This is a genomic window from Paramicrobacterium fandaimingii (assembly GCF_011751745.2).
Lineage (GTDB): Bacteria > Actinomycetota > Actinomycetes > Actinomycetales > Microbacteriaceae > Paramicrobacterium > Paramicrobacterium fandaimingii.
Genome location: NZ_CP061170.1, coordinates 1,529,278 through 1,544,581 on the forward strand (window position 1 = coordinate 1,529,278; position 15,304 = coordinate 1,544,581).

Here is a 15,304-nt window from a genome sequence, read left to right on the forward strand (position 1 = left end):
GCCTCACGCGTCGAGAAGCGACTCCCGCACGTCCTTTCGCAGCACTTTGCCGATGAGCGATTTCGGCAGCTCATCGACCTGAACGATGCGGCGTGGAACCTTATATGGAGTGAGGATGTCGCGAGCGAACGCTCTCAGCTTCTCGGGGTCGATCGTCGCGCCGGGCGCTGCGGTGACTGCCGCGACGACATCTTCGCCCGAATGCTCGCTCGGCATGCCCACAACGGCGGCCTCGTCGACGCTCGGGTGCGAGCAGAGGGCATTTTCGACTTCGGACGGCGACACGTTGAACCCGCCGGTGATGATGAGTTCCTTGATGCGGTCGACCACGGTAACGAAACCATCGTCATCGAGCGTGACGATATCGCCCGTTCGAAACCAGCCGTCATCCGTGAACACCGCAGCTGTCTCGTCTGGTTTGTTGAAGTAGCCGCTGAACACTTGTGGCCCTCGGACCATGAGCTCGCCGGGTTCTCCACGCTCGACATCGGCTGACGGGTTCTTCGGGTCGACAACGCGAATCTCGGTATTGGGAAGCGGAAGGCCGACGGTTCCTGCCTTGCGCCCCGGTGATATCGGGTTGGCGATGAGCACGGGCGAGCATTCGCTGAGGCCGTATCCCTCGATGAGGTAGCCGTTTGTCGCTTCCTCCCAGGGCTCGACGAGGTCTTGCGACAGCGGCATCGCCCCCGAGATGCAAATCTCCGTTCCCGTGAGGGAGATGCCCTTGTCTTTCGCCGCGGAAAGCAATCTCTCTGCAATCGGTGGAACCGCGGGGAAGAAGGTCGGTGGATGCTTGCGCATGACCTTGAGCACCAAATCGGGCTCGAACTTCGGGAACAGCACGAGCCGTGCCCCCATGCTCATTGCGAAGGTAAGGCAAAGCGTCAGGCCGTAGGCATGGAACATCGGCAGAACGGCGTAGACGACGCACTCGCCTCGAGAGATCGTGGGGACCCACGCCCGAGCCTGGGCGGCGTTCGCGAGGAGGTTCGCGTGGGTGAGCACGGCACCCTTCGGGGCTCCGGTTGTGCCGCTCGTGTACTGAATCACGGCGACGTCGTCTTTCGACGGGACCGGGTGGTCGTCTGCCAGCCGTTCCGAGACGGTCAGCCGCTCCCACCGAATCGTGCCGCTCACGGGTGTCGTGAGCGCGCGCCGCGACTCTCGGGCCTTCTTCAGCGGCAGCTTCAGCGCCAGTCGCATTCCGGTGGGAAGTGCGCGCGCAACATCGACGGATATGAGCGTACTCACCGCGACATCACGGGGGAAATCCTTGACGGTGTCGACGACGTTGTTCCAGACGATCGCCGTTGTGGCGCCGTGGTCTTCGAACTGATGCCGCAGTTCGCGCGCCGTATACAGCGGATTGTGCTCGACGACGATGGCGCCGAGTCGCAGCACGGCATAGAACGCGACGATGTGCTGCGGACAGTTGGGGAGAACGATCGCCACGCGGTCGCCGCGGGCAACGCCGCGACGGCGCAGTCCCTCGGCGGCACGAGCAACAGCATCGTCGAGCTCGGAGTACGTCGTTTCGACGCCGAAGAACTCCAGAGCGGGAGCATCCGGATACGAGCGGGCGGACTCTGCGACGATGTCGCCGAGCGATCCCGTCACGTCGTCGATCGTGTGCGGAACGTTTGGTGCGTAGCTGTGCAGCCACGGGGCGTCTTCGGGAGTCACCCATCCACCTTAACGCCGACACAAGGCAGAACCCCACGTCTACTTCACCGCCTAGAATGGTCAGATACCCCACGATCCATGTGACGGAGACCTATGTCTGAAATATCCGAGGAGCAGGTGGCGCACCTCGCGGGCCTCGCTCGAATCGCGCTCACTGACGAAGAGATCACGAATCTCACGTCAGAACTCGACCAAATTGTCGGCAGCATCGCCAAGGTGCAAGAAGTCGCGACAGCCGACGTGCCGGCGACGAGTCACCCGATTCCGCTGCGCAACGTGTATCGACCCGACGTGGTCGGCGACACCCTCACACAGAAGCAGGCGCTGCAGAACGCGCCAGACGACGACGGTGAGCGCTTTGTCGTCTCCGCGATTCTGGGGGAGGAGCAGTAGTGAGCGACATCACCGCACTGTCCGCCGCCGAGCTGTCGGCAAAGCTCTCGTCTGGCGAGGTCAGCTCGGTCGAGGTGACGCGGGCGCATCTCGATCGAATCTCCGCTGTCGATGGAGATATTCACGCGTTCCTCCACGTGTCTGACCATGCTCTCGATGTTGCAGCCGACATCGACGCGCGTCGCGCCGCGGGCGACGAGCTTGGCCCTCTCGCCGGCGTACCGCTCGCAATCAAGGACGTTCTCGTCACCAACGACATGCCGTCGACATCGGGAAGCCGCATTCTCGAGGGGTACATGTCGCCGTTTGACGCGACGGCGGTCGAGCGTTCGCGAGCGGCCGGGTTTGTGCCTCTGGGAAAGACGAACATGGACGAATTCGCCATGGGGTCGTCGACAGAGCACTCAGCATATGGGCCGACGCATAACCCCTGGGACCTTGACCGCATTCCGGGAGGGTCCGGAGGAGGCTCCGCCGCAGCCGTCGCCGCATTCGAGGCGCCGCTTGCCCTCGGCAGTGACACGGGCGGATCGATCCGCCAGCCCGCACACGTGACGGGCACCGTCGGCGTCAAGCCGACGTACGGTGCTGTCAGTCGCTACGGCGCCATCGCGCTTGCCTCGTCGCTCGACCAGATCGGCCCGGTGTCGCGCACCGTGCTGGATGCCGGTCTGATGCAGGACGTCATTCAGGGACATGACCCGCGCGACTCCACATCGCTGCCAGACGCGTGGCCATCGATGGCGGATGCCGCGCGGGCTGGTGCTCGCGGCGAGGGAGTCGCGGGACTCAAGATCGGCGTCATCTCCGATCTCATGGGCCCCGGCGTGCAGAGCGGTGTCGCAACGCGCTTTCGCGAAGCGCTCGCCGTGCTCGAGAAGAACGGGGCGGAGATCGTCGAGATCTCGGCTCCGCACTTCGAGTACGCCGTTGCCGCCTACTACCTCATTCTGCCGGCAGAGGCATCGTCGAACCTCGCCCGGTTTGACTCTGTGCGCTTCGGACTTCGCGTCACACCGGACTCCGGGGGAACCGTTGAACACGTCATGGCCGCGAGCCGCGAAGCCGGTTTCGGCCCCGAGGTGAAGCGGCGCATCATTCTGGGAACGTACGCGCTCAGTGCTGGCTACTACGACGCCTACTACGGCAGCGCGCAGAAGGTTCGCACGCTCATTCAGCGGGACTTCGAGAGCGCATTCGCCCAGGTCGATGTTCTTGCGAGCCCGAGCGCGCCGACGACGGCGTTCAAATTCGGAGAAAAGCTCGACGACCCCATGGCGATGTATCTCAACGACGTCACGACGATTCCCGCGAACCTGGCGGGAGTGCCAGGAATCAGCGTTCCCGTCGGGCTTGCTCCAGAAGACGGCTTGCCCGTCGGCATCCAATTCATGGCTCCGGCGAGGGAAGATGCCCGGTTGTACCGAGCTGGCGCATCGCTCGAGGCTCTGCTGGAAGCAGAGTGGGGACACACGCTCATGTCACAGGCTCCGCAGCTGGGAGGAAAGCACTGATGTCGACAGCTGAACTCATGGACTTCGACGAGGCGATCGAGAAGTTCGAGCCCGTGCTCGGTTTCGAGGTTCACATTGAACTCGGAACGAAGACGAAGATGTTCTCGGCGGCGCCAAACGGCTTCGGTGACACACCGAACACAAACGTCTCGCCCGTGTGCCTTGGCCTTCCGGGCTCGCTCCCGGTCGTCAACGAGCAGGCTGTACGCTATTCGATCAGCCTCGGCCTCGCGCTCGGCTGCTCCATTGCCGAGTCGTCGTCGTTCGCACGCAAGAACTACTTCTACCCCGACCTGGCGAAGAACTACCAGATCTCCCAGTTCGACGAACCGATCGCGTTCGAGGGCGAAGTCGAGGTGGAGCTGTCTGACGGCAGCATTCGGCGCATTCCCATTGAGCGCGCGCACATGGAAGAAGACGCGGGCAAGCTGACGCACGTGGGCACAAGCGGCCGCATTCAGGGAGCCGACCACTCGCTCGTCGACTACAACCGTGCGGGCGTTCCTCTTGTCGAGATCGTGACGCACCCGATCTTCGGAGCGGGTGCCCTTGCTCCCGAGATCGCGAAGGCGTACGTTTCGACGATTCGCGACATCGTCATCTCGTTGGGAATCTCTGAGGCGCGCATGGAACGCGGAAACCTGCGCTGCGATGCGAACGTCTCGCTTCGCCCGTACGGCCAGGAGAAGCTCGGCACGCGCACCGAGACGAAGAACGTGAACTCGATGCGATCCGTCGAGCGCGCTGTGCGCTACGAGATTCGGCGTCAGGCGGCAATTCTTGATGGCGGTGGAACGATCACGCAAGAGACCCGTCACTGGCACGAAGACACGGGAACGACGTCGGCAGGTCGCCCGAAGAGCGACGCGGATGACTACCGTTATTTCCCGGAGCCTGATCTGCTTCCCGTTGTGCCGAGCGCCGAGCTGATCGACGAGCTCAGGGCTGCGCTCCCCGAACCACCAGCGGCCAGGCGTCGGCGCCTCAAGGCCGAGTGGGGCTTCACCGACCTGGAGTTTCAGGACGTGCAGAATGGCGGCCTTGTGAACGAGGTCGCCGCCACGATCGCCGCGGGCTCCGCGCCTGCTGCTGCACGCAAGTGGTGGACAGGCGAGATTTCGCGACTCGCCAACTCCCGCGGCGAGGAACCGACGTCTCTGATCACTCCGCAGAGCGTCGCCGAGCTCACGACGCTCGTCGAGGACGGAACCCTCACAGACAAGCTTGCTCGGCAGGTGCTCGAGGGGGTCATCGATGGCGAGGGAACTCCGTCGGAGGTCGTTGACAAGCGCGGCCTTGCCGTCGTCTCGGACGATGGTGCCCTCATTGCCGCGATCGATGACGCACTCGCCGCCCAACCCGACGTGATGCAGAAGATCAAGGACGGAAAGGTGCAGGCGGCCGGCGCGATCATCGGTGCCGTCATGAAGGCAATGCGCGGGCAGGCAGACGCCGCGCGCGTGCGCGAGCTCATTCTGGAGCGCGCTTCCGAATAGCATGGCGCTCTGGCGGCAGCATCCCCTGTTCTCAGTGGATGCTGCCGCCAGCGCGTTTCGACATCGAGGTCTGGTGCGCGCTGCTCCGGCGGCTTACCATGAAAGCATGCTCGTCGAGGGCACGATTCGCTGGCAGGCCACGGAAGACTGTCCGTGGGACCTCCTCCTTGCCCTTGCCCTGAGAGATCTTGCCGGGCTCGAAAACACCTGCGCCCCCGACCTTCCACGGGCGATTCCCGACGTCGGCTCGATCGATGTTTCAGACATCGATGCCGCGCCGCTCGCGGCGCAATGGCGCGGCTGGTGGGCTGGGATCGTTCCTCTCGAGACACGGCCATTCATCAGCGAAGTGCGGCCACCGCATTTCGCAACGTTCGATCGTGCGCTTGAGCTGCAGGAGGCGATGTACCGAGGCTACGATCGCGCAATCGAGTGGGCGCGCCTGCGCCGCTTCGAGTACCTCAAGGCGGTCGAGGTGCGCGAGCATCCACTCGCAGATGTGTACGGCCTCGTGCAGAAGCGACAGTTTGAGCTGAGACGGCAAGCGACATCGTTTCGTCTCGATCTCGCGGTTCTACCGCTTGCCGAGTCGGGCGCCTGGGTCGTCGCGCCCGACACGATCGTCGTCAGCGAAACACTGCGAGACGACGCGAAGAGCTTTACAGAATGGCTGCTCCCTCTGGTCGTCGCGTTGGTCTGACGATTTGTCAGACGGGTGCGAGAGAATGGGCGCATGTCACGTCAAGACGGTCGCGCCCGCCGTGTCTCCGATGACGACGTTGACGACACGGGCGCGCACATTCTGCATGTCGATCTCGATGCCTTCTTTGCCTCCGTTGAGCTGCTCGATCACCCGGAGCTGCGGGGAAAGCCTGTCATCGTCGGTGGGCGCGAAGGTCGCTCCGTGGTGACGACAGCGACATATGAAGCGCGAGCGTACGGTGTCGGCTCGGCAATGCCGATGGCGCGCGCTCTGCAGCTGTGCCCCAAGGCTATTGTCGTGCCCCCGCGACACGAGCTGTATCGCAGCTACTCAATGCGTGTGATGAGCCTTTTCGACGACATCACGCCGTTGGTCGAGAGGCTGAGCATCGATGAGGCATTTCTTGACGTTTACGGTGCCAGACGTCTTCTCGGAAGCCCGGCATCCATCGCTCGGCTGATTCGCCAACGGGTGTACGACGACACGGGACTCACGTGCTCTGTCGGAGCGGCAGAGACGAAGTTCATTGCAAAGCTGGCGTCGGGAATGGCGAAGCCCGATGGCGTTCTTGTCGTTCCCCCCGCGCAGACTCAGGATTTTCTTCGTCCGCTCCCGATTCGAGCGCTGGCCGGCGTCGGAGGGAAGACCGAAGAGGCCCTGCAGCGTCTCGGCCTGCGGACGGTCGCCGACGTGGCAGAGATCCCCATCGGCGCTCTGCGCTCTGCGGTCGGCGACGCGACAGCGATGCGACTCCAGGAGCTCGCACGAGGCCGAGACCCTCGCCCGATCGCAACGGAGCATGTCGAGAAGAGCATCGGTCATGAGGTCACTTTTCACGATGACGTCGTCGACGGGGCAACGCTGGAACGGGAGCTTCTTCGGCTGAGCGATCGCGTGGGCGCGAGGTTGCGCGCAGCTGGCGTCACAGCAGGCGGTGTTGCGCTCAAGCTTCGCTACAGTGACTTCACGACGCTCAGCCGGTCACGTCGCCTTCCCGAGGCGACAAGCGTCGCTCGCCGGCTCTATGAGTCGAGCGTTGAGCTGTTTCGCGAACTCGAGGTGAGGGGGAGGCCGGTTCGACTGATCGGCGTTCGCGCTGAGCGACTCTCGGAGGGGGCCCCATCGATGAGTCTCTGGGACCCAGACGATGAGTGGCGCGACGCCGAGAGCACCGTCGACCAGCTGCGGGGACGTTTTGGAGTGGATGCCGTGACATCGGCGTCCCTTCTCGCCCCCCGACCCTCGACAGCGGGCGGAACGCGGCACCCCGGGCGGCGAGGCACCTGAGAGTCACCGTCGACGTCTGTGCAGACGGGCGAATGCGCGATAGCGTGGGCACATGGGAAACGTAGCCTTGGAACTCGCAGAAAAGTTCAAGTCCGTCGGCGTCACGACGGTGTACGGCGACGTCGTCGACATCGACGGCGTCAAGATCGTCCCGGTGGCGCTTGCCTCGTATGGCTTCGGCGCAGGGGAGGGCGACGCAACGGGCGACCTCAAGGGTGAGAAGAGTGCTGGAGCCCAGGGTGGTGGCGGCGGAGGCGGCGGCATGAGCATGCCCGTCGGCGCATACATCCGCACGGGCGACACGGTTCGCTTCGAGCCCAACCTGATCTCCCTTCTTGCCGTTGGAGTTCCCCTCGTCTGCGTCGCAGGGGCCGCGCTCAAAGGAATCATCAAAGCCCTCAAGAAGTAGCGGAGCGCCGCGAGCCGCACGCAAGCGGCTATACTTGCGCTTAACACGGGAGTCCGGTGAGCCGGGCTGAGAGGAAAGTTCTCAACTTTCGACCGTCGAACCTGATCTGGGTCATGCCAGCGCAGGGAGTGACAATCTCAATACCCGTGCCCAATTCCCACGTGAAAGGGGCACGTAAGTGCAGACATTAAATTCATCGTCCGCGACATCCACGCAGCGAAAGTTCCGCTGGCGCGTTGTCGACATCGTCGTCGCAAGCATCATCGGCGTGGCGTCCGGAGTCATCTTTCTCTTCTGGAACGTCGCATACGGGCCGCTCAGTCTGCCGCTCGCTGTCACCCCGGGACTCAGCGCGCTGCTCGGCGGCGGCTGGCTCTTTGCCGGTGTGCTCGGCGGGCTGATCATCCGCAAGCCGGGTGCCGCGCTGTTCACGGAGCTCGTTGCCTCTGTGGTGTCCGCGCTCGTCGGCAGTCAGTGGGGCTTTTCCACTCTCATCTGGGGACTCGTTCAGGGGCTCGGCGCTGAGATCGTCTTCGCGGCGTTCCTCTATGGCAGCTACCGGCTGTACGTTGCACTTCTTTCCGGGCTCGGCGCCGGCCTCGCGATGGCCTTCCTCGACACGACATTCACCGATTACGCCGTTCTCGACCCGGCGTTCAAAGCGGTTTATTATGTGTCCGCGGCACTATCCGGTGTGCTTATCGCCGGACTGCTGTCGTGGGCAGCGATGCGCGGCCTCGCCTCGGCGGGTGCGCTGAGCCGCTTCGCCGCCGGTCGCGAGGTGCGGCGGAAGGCCTCGTAGTGTCGGGCGCGCACGTTCGCACACACGGCTGGGGATGGACCCATGCCGGGCGCGCTCGGCCCGCAATTGCGGGTCTCGATCTGACGATCGAACCGGGCGAGAGAGTCTTGCTTCTTGGCGCTTCCGGCGCGGGAAAGTCCACGCTTCTGCACGGGCTTGCCGGGGTGCTCGGGGGAGACGACGAAGGCGATCAGACCGGTTCAATTGTCGTGGATGGCCGCAGCCCCTCTGACTCGCGCGGCGTCGTCGGCCTTGTACTTCAGGACCCCGACAGCCAGATCGTCATGGCGCGCGTTGGCGACGATGTCGCGTTCGCGTGCGAGAACCTCGGTGTGCCCCGTGAGGAGATCTGGCGGCGCGTGAGATGGGCACTGGATGCCGTCGGTCTGAACGTGCCCCTTGACCATCCCACCTCTCGGCTGTCCGGAGGGCAGGTACAGCGGCTTGTCATCGCGGGAATTCTCGCCATGAAGCCGCGGCTGCTTCTGCTTGATGAGCCAACGGCCAACCTCGACCCCGAAGGCGTCCGTGAGGTGCGTGACGTTGTGGCGCAGGTGGCCCGCGAGACGGGAATGACTCTTGTCGTCGTTGAGCACCGGGTCGCCGTGTGGAGCGATGTCGCCACGCGCGCCGTCGTTCTCGAACCGGGAGGCGGCGTGCTCGCCGATGGCGAAGCGCGGGATGTTCTCGTGGCGCAGGGCGCCCACCTTGCTGCGCGAGGGATCTGGATTCCGGAGCATCCGCCCCGAGTTCCCGAGTCGCCTTCGCGCGCACGCGGTGAGCTTCTGATGCGGGCTGACGAACTCGCGGTGGGGCGCTCGCCTTTTGGACAGAAGGAGCCCGTCGTGGCGGCATCCGGTCTCTCGTTCGAGCTCAATGCGGGCACGACGACAGCAATTCTGGGTGTCAACGGCGCAGGCAAGAGCACGCTCGCGCTGACGATCGCTGGACTCCTGCGTCCGGCAGCCGGTGTGCTTCATGCAGCGCCCGCGCTTGCTGATGGCCGTGGCGCCGAGCCGCGACGATGGAGGTCGCGTGACCTCCTCACGCGCATCGGCACGGTATTCCAGCACCCCGAGCATCAGTTTCTCACTGGTCATGTGAGCACCGAGCTCGCCATCGGCCCACGAGCACTGCGTCACAGCGACGACGAGGTGAAACAGCGCACGAGCGAGTTGCTCGAAAGGCTCAGACTCGAGCACGTGGCCGATGCCAATCCGTTCACGCTCTCCGGGGGAGAGAAGAGGCGTCTCTCGGTCGCGACGGTGCTCGCGTCGCGCCCACGTATGCTCGTGCTCGATGAGCCGACGTTCGGGCAGGATTCGCAGACCTGGCGAGAGCTCGTTCTTCTGCTTCGCGGCCTCGTTGACGACGGAGCATGCGTCGTCGCGGTGACCCACGACGAGCCGCTCGTCGGCGCCCTCGCTGACGAGACGATTCGACTGGGAAGTCCGCAGGGGGTATTGCGATGACGGCGATGACTCCGCACATCGCGCCTTCGCTCGTTGCGCGCATCAATCCGGTTGCCAAATTGATCGCCGCGCTCGTGGTCAGCATCACGCTGCTGCTGTCCGTCGACATCGTGTCTGCGTCTATCGCACTCGTGCTGACGCTGGCGCTCGTCAGCTTCGCAGGGCTGAGCGCCCGATCGTTCTGGGTTCGCACGGCGCCCGTCTGGTTTGCCGCCCCGTTCGCGGCGGTCACGACGATTCTGTATGGAGAAGACTCGGGGCGCGAGCTGCTGGGGTTCGGCATCGCAACGATCAGCGAAGGCTCGTTGTTGTTGGGCGTTGCGATCATGCTGCGAGTTCTCGCGATCGGCATTCCCGGAGTTGTTCTCATGGCGACGACTGACCCAACTGAGCTCGCCGACGGTCTCTCACAGGTGCTGAAGCTTCCGGCGCGCTTCGTGCTGGGAGCGCTGGCTGGCATGCGCATGATCGGACTGTTCATCGACGATTGGCGCGCAATGGGCCAAGCTCGTCGCGCCCGTGGCGTCGCCGATACTGGCGCGATCAGGCGCTTTGCTGCGCAGGCGTTCGCGCTTCTTGTTCTGGCAATTCGGAGGGGAAGCAAACTCGCAACGGCGATGGAGGCGAAGGGCTTTGGGGCCGAGACCGAGAGAACGTGGGCAAGGGAATCCAGGTTCAGGGGCCCGGAGACGGTGCTCGTTGCCATCGGAGTGCTGATCGCGGGCACTGCGGTGACGAGCGCGGTTCTCGCGGGGACGTGGAGCTTCGTCATTGGCTGAGCAACCGGCGCGCGTCACCCGCAATGCCCGAGCCATCGCCGCGGCGGCCGCACAGTTGCCGCGGCATCCGATCATTCTGATTGACGGTCCATCCGGTGCTGGCAAGTCGACGACAGCGGATGCCGTTGTCGCGGCGTGGCCTGGCGAGGCGCCGCTGCTCGTGCGCATGGACGACGTGTATCCCGGCTGGGGAGGGCTCGCACAGGCGGGCGAGCACGTTGAAACCCACCTGCTCGAACCGCTCAGTCACGGTGTCGCCGGTCGCTGGAGGCGTTACGACTGGCACGCCGAGCGTCTGGCTGAGTGGCACGATGTTGCCCTGGGGACGTCTCTCGTCATCGAAGGCTGCGGAGTTCTGACGCGAGGCAATGCCGCACGAGCGAATCTTCGGGTGTGGCTCGACGGGGCTCCGGATGCTCGCAAGCGGCGTGCACTTGAGCGAGACCGTGGGGGATTCGACGCTCACTGGGATGAATGGACCGCTCAGATGGAGGCGTTTGAATCCCGGCACCACCCGCGCACCCTGGCCGACCTTGTGCTGTGGGCCGATGACTGAGTCAGTCGCCGAAGAACTGACCAAAGAATGCGGGGATGAGCGTGAACGGGTGACCGAGCTTCCAGAGCACGTCAGGTGACTGGATCGTGCTGTCGATTTTCACGGGAATCTCCACAACAGATGTGCCCTCAGAGACCGTTGCCGTCGCGACGATGTCGCCCTGGGTCGCGAGGGCGAAACCGTCGGTTTTCACCTGAACGCTCGGCCTTCCGGAGACCCAGCGCGTTGCGGTCGCCGACGAGCCGATCACCCCGGTGGCCTTCTCGCCCCAGGGCGTTGTGAACGTGGCGACGGGAGTGTCCGCGGGTAGAACCGGGCCCGTGTGCACGCCCTTCTCTGCGCTGCTCATCAGAGCGTCCATTGCGTGGTCGAGAGAATTCCAGTCGGGCATGCGAATAAGTGCGCCGTAGAACGTGTACTCGGCGTCGTCGACGGTGACGGTGGCTGCGAAGAGCAGGCAGATTCCCGCCTGCGTTGTGAAGCTGCGTGAGATCCCCGTCACCCCGCGATCGGCCATGTACGCGGTGGTGTTCTCCACTCCGCGGGTCTTCGCGATTCCGGACACCTCCTGCGTAAGAACCGTGGGAATCACCGGATTCGCCATGGCCAGCGCGGCGAGGCGCGACAGATCGGATGCCGTCGAGACGTCGTCAGCCGACAGGCCTGTCGCGTCGACAACCGAGGTGTCGTCGAGCCCGGCGTCGTCGAGCCAGGCCGTCGCCGCATCGACATACTCATCGACCGAGCCGAATGCCCACGCGGCGAGGGTATCTGCGTGGTTGTTGCTCGAGCCGAGAAGCACGGCTTGGAGAACGGCGCGTTGAGACCATGTGTCGTCTGTGTAGACCGTGACGGCGCGGGCACCGGCATCCTGATAGTCGTTGTAGCGCAGAAAGTCCCGCGACGTGATGGGAACAGTCTCGCCGTCGCCTTCGGGAGTCATGGGCTTGGCATCGAGAACGACGAGCGCCATGAGAACCTTGGCGATCCCCGCCATGGGCACCGGTTCTGACTCGCCCGACTGCGCAAGCACGGGCCCTTCTGCCGAATCGGCGATCGCCGTCGCACCGACCTCGGGGAGGGCAGGGGGTGTTCCTGTGCTGTCGAGTTCGACATGGTGAACAGACATGTCTGCATCGGGGAGCGGCGCGAGAAGCGTGACCGGCCCGTACAGGCCGACGGCAAGAATGACGAGCACGCCGGCGAAGATTCCGAAACCGCGCAACACCCGCATCTGCACCCCTTAGCAATCCGTGTGATTCGAGGCTAGCGCGGCGACGGGCACACGAGGCTACGCCCAGCCGAGTCGGTGCAACTCCTCGTCGCCAATGCCATAGAAATGTGCGATTTCGTGCACAAGAGTGACGTGCACCTGATCGCGCAGCTGCTCTTCGTCGTTCACGATGGACAGCAGCGGGAGCCGGTAGATGCTGATGGTGTCGGGCAGCTCACCGAAGCCATACTGGCCTCGCTCTGTGAGCGCGACCCCGTGGTAGAGGCCGAGCAGCGACAGCGAACCGTCTTCCGGAAGGTCTTCGATGAAAATCGCCACGTTATCGAGCCCAGACAGCATGTCGTCTGGAAGTCGATCGAACTCGTCGCTGACCAGTTCTTCAAACTCGTCAGCACTCATCTCGTACACAGCCACCTCATTTGCTCGTCGTGTCAGTTCCAGCCTATGCGTGACGGCGGCAGCGTCGTGCGTCTGCCGTGACGGATAGCATGGGGATATGAGCAATCTCAGCGACCACTTGGTGTGGATTGACTGCGAGATGACTGGACTCGACGTTTCTGTCGACGAACTGGTCGAGGTCGCGGTCGTCATAACGGATTTCGATCTCAATATCATCGACGAGGGTTTCGACATCGTCATCAAACCGAACGACTCAGCCCTGTCGAACATGAACGATTTCGTCACTGAGATGCACCGCAGCTCCGGTTTGCTCGAGGAGATCCCCGAGGGTGTGAGCCTCGCTGACGCCGAATACCAGGTGCTCGAGTACATTCAGAAGCACGTGCCCGAAGAGCGCAAAGCGCCGCTCGCCGGCAACACGATCGGCACCGACCGAGCATTCCTCGCGCGGTACATGCCGCGTCTCGACGCTCACTTGCACTATCGCAATGTGGATGTCTCGTCGATCAAGGAGCTGTCGCGCCGGTGGTTCCCGCGCGCATACTTCAACGCCCCGAAGAAAGACGGTGGGCACAGGGCGCTCGCCGACATTCTGGAGTCGATCCGCGAGCTGCAGTATTACCGGCAGATCGTGTTTGTCTCGGAGCCGGGGCCGACCTCCGACGAGGCAAAGGCAGCGGCGCAGTCGCTCGAGTCGCAAACCACTCCGAAGGTGTAATACACTCTTAGGGTTGCTGTTCTTCACCACCACGTGAAGGGCAGCGCATGGTGGGTATAGCTCAGCTGGTAGAGCGCCGCCTTGTGGTGGCGGATGTCGCGGGTTCAAGTCCCGTTACTCACCCAGGTTCCGGCCCCAGTATTTCGGTACTGGGGCCGGTTTACTTTCGCAGTTTCCCTGGTCAGAGCGGAAGTTTGAGCGCTCCCATCATGGGAAGACTTCGACACGTATCCCCGCAACGACGTGCCACACCCGACTACACCGTCAATTCTGAAGAGCCGGTGTGGACTCGCCTTTCTTGGCTTCGGCAGCCCGGGTCATGGCCTTGCCATGCGCCACGTCGAGTCAAAATCGGTACAGCAGCACCCCGGCGTCGCTCTTCGCGGCAAGGGCGGGAAACCAATTGAGCACCCGGCAGGCGATCCGCTGCCCGACCGGCATCCGTGCGACATAGGGTGACCTGCTCAGCATGGATCTTTCTGCCAGGCGCAGGCGCGGGTCCCAAAGCTCGGGTGTTCGCGGATCATCAAACGCCGCCCCCATGTCGGGCATCAGACCGATCGTCTTCATCGCCGTGATTCTCTTGAGGAGTCGGGCAGCGAGCGTCGTGTACCCGTTCAGCCCAATCTCGCCGGAAGGGAAATGGCCGATCAGTTGACGGACGAGAGCTCTCAAGCGGTCCGTCTGGATGAACGGAATGAAGCCGTCGGCTATGACGAATACCGGCCGACCGCTCGGCAATTCGTTGACCCAGCTCCCCTCGGTCGCGTCGCCACGCACCTCGTGCACTGTTCCGGTCAAGGAACGAGGGATCGACACTCGGGAGCGGAAGTTCATGACGGCGTCGAAATCGACGTCGTACCAATCGACCCCGTCAGGAGGTGAAATTCTCCGCGAGCGATCGTCGAGGCCGCATCCGAGCTCGATCACGACGGCATCTGGATGACGCCGAATGAAGTCCCGACACCAATCATCGAGCTGTTTGCCGCGAATCGCGACAGTGAACTTCTCTTTCTCCGGCATCCGGAGCGCGTCGAAGTCGTAGTCGACACCATCGCGAACACACACAGACCAGGAGTCGCCCAGGATCGGTTGACGCGAGTGCGCATCACGGGCGCGCGAGACCACCGTGAGGTAGATGGTCTTCTCAACGGGGGTGAGTTCGGGTGGGGAGACGCTGTTCATCGGGCGTCTCCCTGCGTGACCAGACCGTCCGCGACGAACCCGGAGACAAATCCCCATTCGGCCGTTTTTGCAACAGGCCTGCCATCTCTCAACCGGGAGGCGAAGTGGGTATGCGGCACGTCGAAGGTCATCGCGAGCTGAACGGCGGGCGCCGGCGCTGACTGGATCCAGCCGTGCTCGGCGGCATCCTCGAACAGAGCGAGAAGTGCCGAGCCCGGCTCGTCGATGGAGTCGAGCGCGGCCTCACGAAAGGCAACCCACCCGGATGCCCGCTCCCAATGCAGTATCGCTGCAGCCTCGGGATGCTGCACCAAGAAGGCGATGTTCAGTTCCACGAGCTTTCGCACAACCTCGTGAAACTGCGTCGAAGAGCGCGGCTTGTCCGTCGACGTCACACGGGCGACGAACGCGGCTCGCGCAGCGGAGGCATCGTGGCGAACCCTCTCCAACACGGCAGCATAGAGACCCGCTTTGTCGCCGAATCGCTGGAAGAGCAGGGCCTTATTGGTGCCTGAATCGAGAGCGATGCGGTCGACCCGTGCGCCTGAGAAACCGCTCGAGGAGAACTCCGTCTGCGCGGATCTGAGTATCTGAGCCGTCGTGCGGGCGGCGTCCCTGGTGCGGCGAGGTCGAGCGAGGTGATTCGTCACGTGAACTCCTAATAAGTAACC

16 protein-coding genes, 1 tRNA gene and 1 riboswitch are annotated in these 15,304 nt (G+C 63.7%); of the genes, 12 read left to right on the forward strand and 5 right to left on the reverse strand.

Annotation, left to right across the window (positions count from 1 at the left end; all coding sequences use genetic code 11):
* Positions 1-3: 3 nt before the first annotated feature.
* The gene (locus HCR84_RS07425) at positions 4-1,686 is read right to left on the reverse strand and encodes a long-chain-fatty-acid--CoA ligase (protein ID WP_166983461.1); all 1,683 of its coding nucleotides are present in this window, start codon (positions 1,684-1,686) and stop codon (positions 4-6) included.
* 93 nt (positions 1,687-1,779) lie between these two features.
* Here HCR84_RS07425 and gatC point away from each other — a divergent pair, with 93 nt between their 5' ends.
* The 10 genes from gatC to HCR84_RS07475 all read left to right on the forward strand — a co-directional run bounded on the left by gatC (position 1,780) and on the right by HCR84_RS07475 (position 11,097).
* Positions 1,780-2,079, forward strand: a complete 300-nt coding sequence (gatC, locus tag HCR84_RS07430) for an Asp-tRNA(Asn)/Glu-tRNA(Gln) amidotransferase subunit GatC (protein ID WP_166983462.1) — start codon at positions 1,780-1,782, stop codon at positions 2,077-2,079.
* Positions 2,079-3,593, forward strand: a complete 1,515-nt coding sequence (gene gatA / locus HCR84_RS07435; protein WP_166983463.1) for an Asp-tRNA(Asn)/Glu-tRNA(Gln) amidotransferase subunit GatA — start codon at positions 2,079-2,081, stop codon at positions 3,591-3,593. Before gatC ends, gatA begins: the two co-directional genes overlap by 1 nt.
* Entirely contained in the window at positions 3,593-5,089 is a 1,497-nt protein-coding gene (gatB, locus tag HCR84_RS07440) for an Asp-tRNA(Asn)/Glu-tRNA(Gln) amidotransferase subunit GatB (protein ID WP_166983464.1), read from the forward strand. The genes gatA and gatB overlap by 1 nt, the downstream gene beginning before the upstream one ends.
* 106 nt (positions 5,090-5,195) lie before the next feature.
* Positions 5,196-5,789 (forward strand): hypothetical protein, encoded by a 594-nt coding sequence (locus HCR84_RS07445; protein ID WP_166983465.1) that lies wholly within the window; start codon positions 5,196-5,198, stop codon positions 5,787-5,789.
* A gap of 33 nt (positions 5,790-5,822) precedes the next feature.
* Positions 5,823-7,079, forward strand: coding sequence for a DNA polymerase IV (gene dinB / locus HCR84_RS07450; protein WP_166983466.1), 1,257 nt, complete (start codon positions 5,823-5,825; stop codon positions 7,077-7,079).
* Between the two features lie 52 nt (positions 7,080-7,131).
* Positions 7,132-7,488: a spore germination protein GerW family protein gene (locus tag HCR84_RS07455; RefSeq protein WP_166983467.1), complete on the forward strand. Its 357-nt coding sequence runs from the start codon at positions 7,132-7,134 to the stop codon at positions 7,486-7,488.
* A 35-nt stretch (positions 7,489-7,523) separates the two neighbouring features.
* Positions 7,524-7,633, forward strand: a riboswitch (TPP riboswitch).
* Positions 7,634-7,666: 33 nt separating this feature from the next.
* On the forward strand, positions 7,667-8,290 hold the full coding sequence (locus HCR84_RS07460) for an ECF transporter S component (RefSeq protein WP_166983468.1): 624 nt from the start codon (positions 7,667-7,669) through the stop codon (positions 8,288-8,290).
* Positions 8,290-9,762, forward strand: a complete 1,473-nt coding sequence (locus HCR84_RS07465; protein ID WP_244972592.1) for an ABC transporter ATP-binding protein — start codon at positions 8,290-8,292, stop codon at positions 9,760-9,762. The genes HCR84_RS07460 and HCR84_RS07465 overlap by 1 nt, the downstream gene beginning before the upstream one ends.
* Entirely contained in the window at positions 9,759-10,541 is a 783-nt protein-coding gene (locus HCR84_RS07470; protein WP_166983469.1) for an energy-coupling factor transporter transmembrane component T family protein, read from the forward strand. Before HCR84_RS07465 ends, HCR84_RS07470 begins: the two co-directional genes overlap by 4 nt.
* Positions 10,534-11,097 carry a nucleoside/nucleotide kinase family protein gene (locus HCR84_RS07475; protein WP_166983470.1) on the forward strand — a complete coding sequence of 188 codons (564 nt, stop codon included), beginning with the start codon at positions 10,534-10,536 and terminating at the stop codon, positions 11,095-11,097. Before HCR84_RS07470 ends, HCR84_RS07475 begins: the two co-directional genes overlap by 8 nt.
* A gap of 1 nt (position 11,098) precedes the next feature.
* Here HCR84_RS07475 and HCR84_RS07480 read toward each other — a convergent pair whose 3' ends face one another.
* Together HCR84_RS07480 and HCR84_RS07485 are read right to left on the reverse strand one after the other, a co-directional pair.
* A complete protein-coding gene (locus HCR84_RS07480; protein WP_166983471.1) occupies positions 11,099-12,331 on the reverse strand; it encodes a serine hydrolase family protein in 1,233 nt (410 codons plus the stop codon).
* A 57-nt stretch (positions 12,332-12,388) separates the two neighbouring features.
* Positions 12,389-12,730, reverse strand: a complete 342-nt coding sequence (locus HCR84_RS07485) for a metallopeptidase family protein (RefSeq protein WP_166983854.1) — start codon at positions 12,728-12,730, stop codon at positions 12,389-12,391.
* A 97-nt stretch (positions 12,731-12,827) separates the two neighbouring features.
* Here HCR84_RS07485 and orn point away from each other — a divergent pair, with 97 nt between their 5' ends.
* The gene (orn, locus tag HCR84_RS07490) at positions 12,828-13,448 is read left to right on the forward strand and encodes an oligoribonuclease (protein ID WP_166983472.1); all 621 of its coding nucleotides are present in this window, start codon (positions 12,828-12,830) and stop codon (positions 13,446-13,448) included.
* A 50-nt stretch (positions 13,449-13,498) separates the two neighbouring features.
* Positions 13,499-13,571, forward strand: a tRNA-His gene (locus HCR84_RS07495).
* 222 nt (positions 13,572-13,793) lie between these two features.
* Here HCR84_RS07495 and HCR84_RS07500 read toward each other — a convergent pair.
* Together HCR84_RS07500 and HCR84_RS07505 are read right to left on the reverse strand one after the other, a co-directional pair.
* Positions 13,794-14,633 carry a class I SAM-dependent methyltransferase gene (locus HCR84_RS07500; protein ID WP_166983473.1) on the reverse strand — a complete coding sequence of 280 codons (840 nt, stop codon included), beginning with the start codon at positions 14,631-14,633 and terminating at the stop codon, positions 13,794-13,796.
* Complete coding sequence (locus tag HCR84_RS07505; protein ID WP_166983474.1) at positions 14,630-15,283, reverse strand: TetR/AcrR family transcriptional regulator; 654 nt, start codon at positions 15,281-15,283, stop codon at positions 14,630-14,632. Before HCR84_RS07505 ends, HCR84_RS07500 begins: the two co-directional genes overlap by 4 nt.
* Positions 15,284-15,304 lie beyond the last annotated feature (21 nt).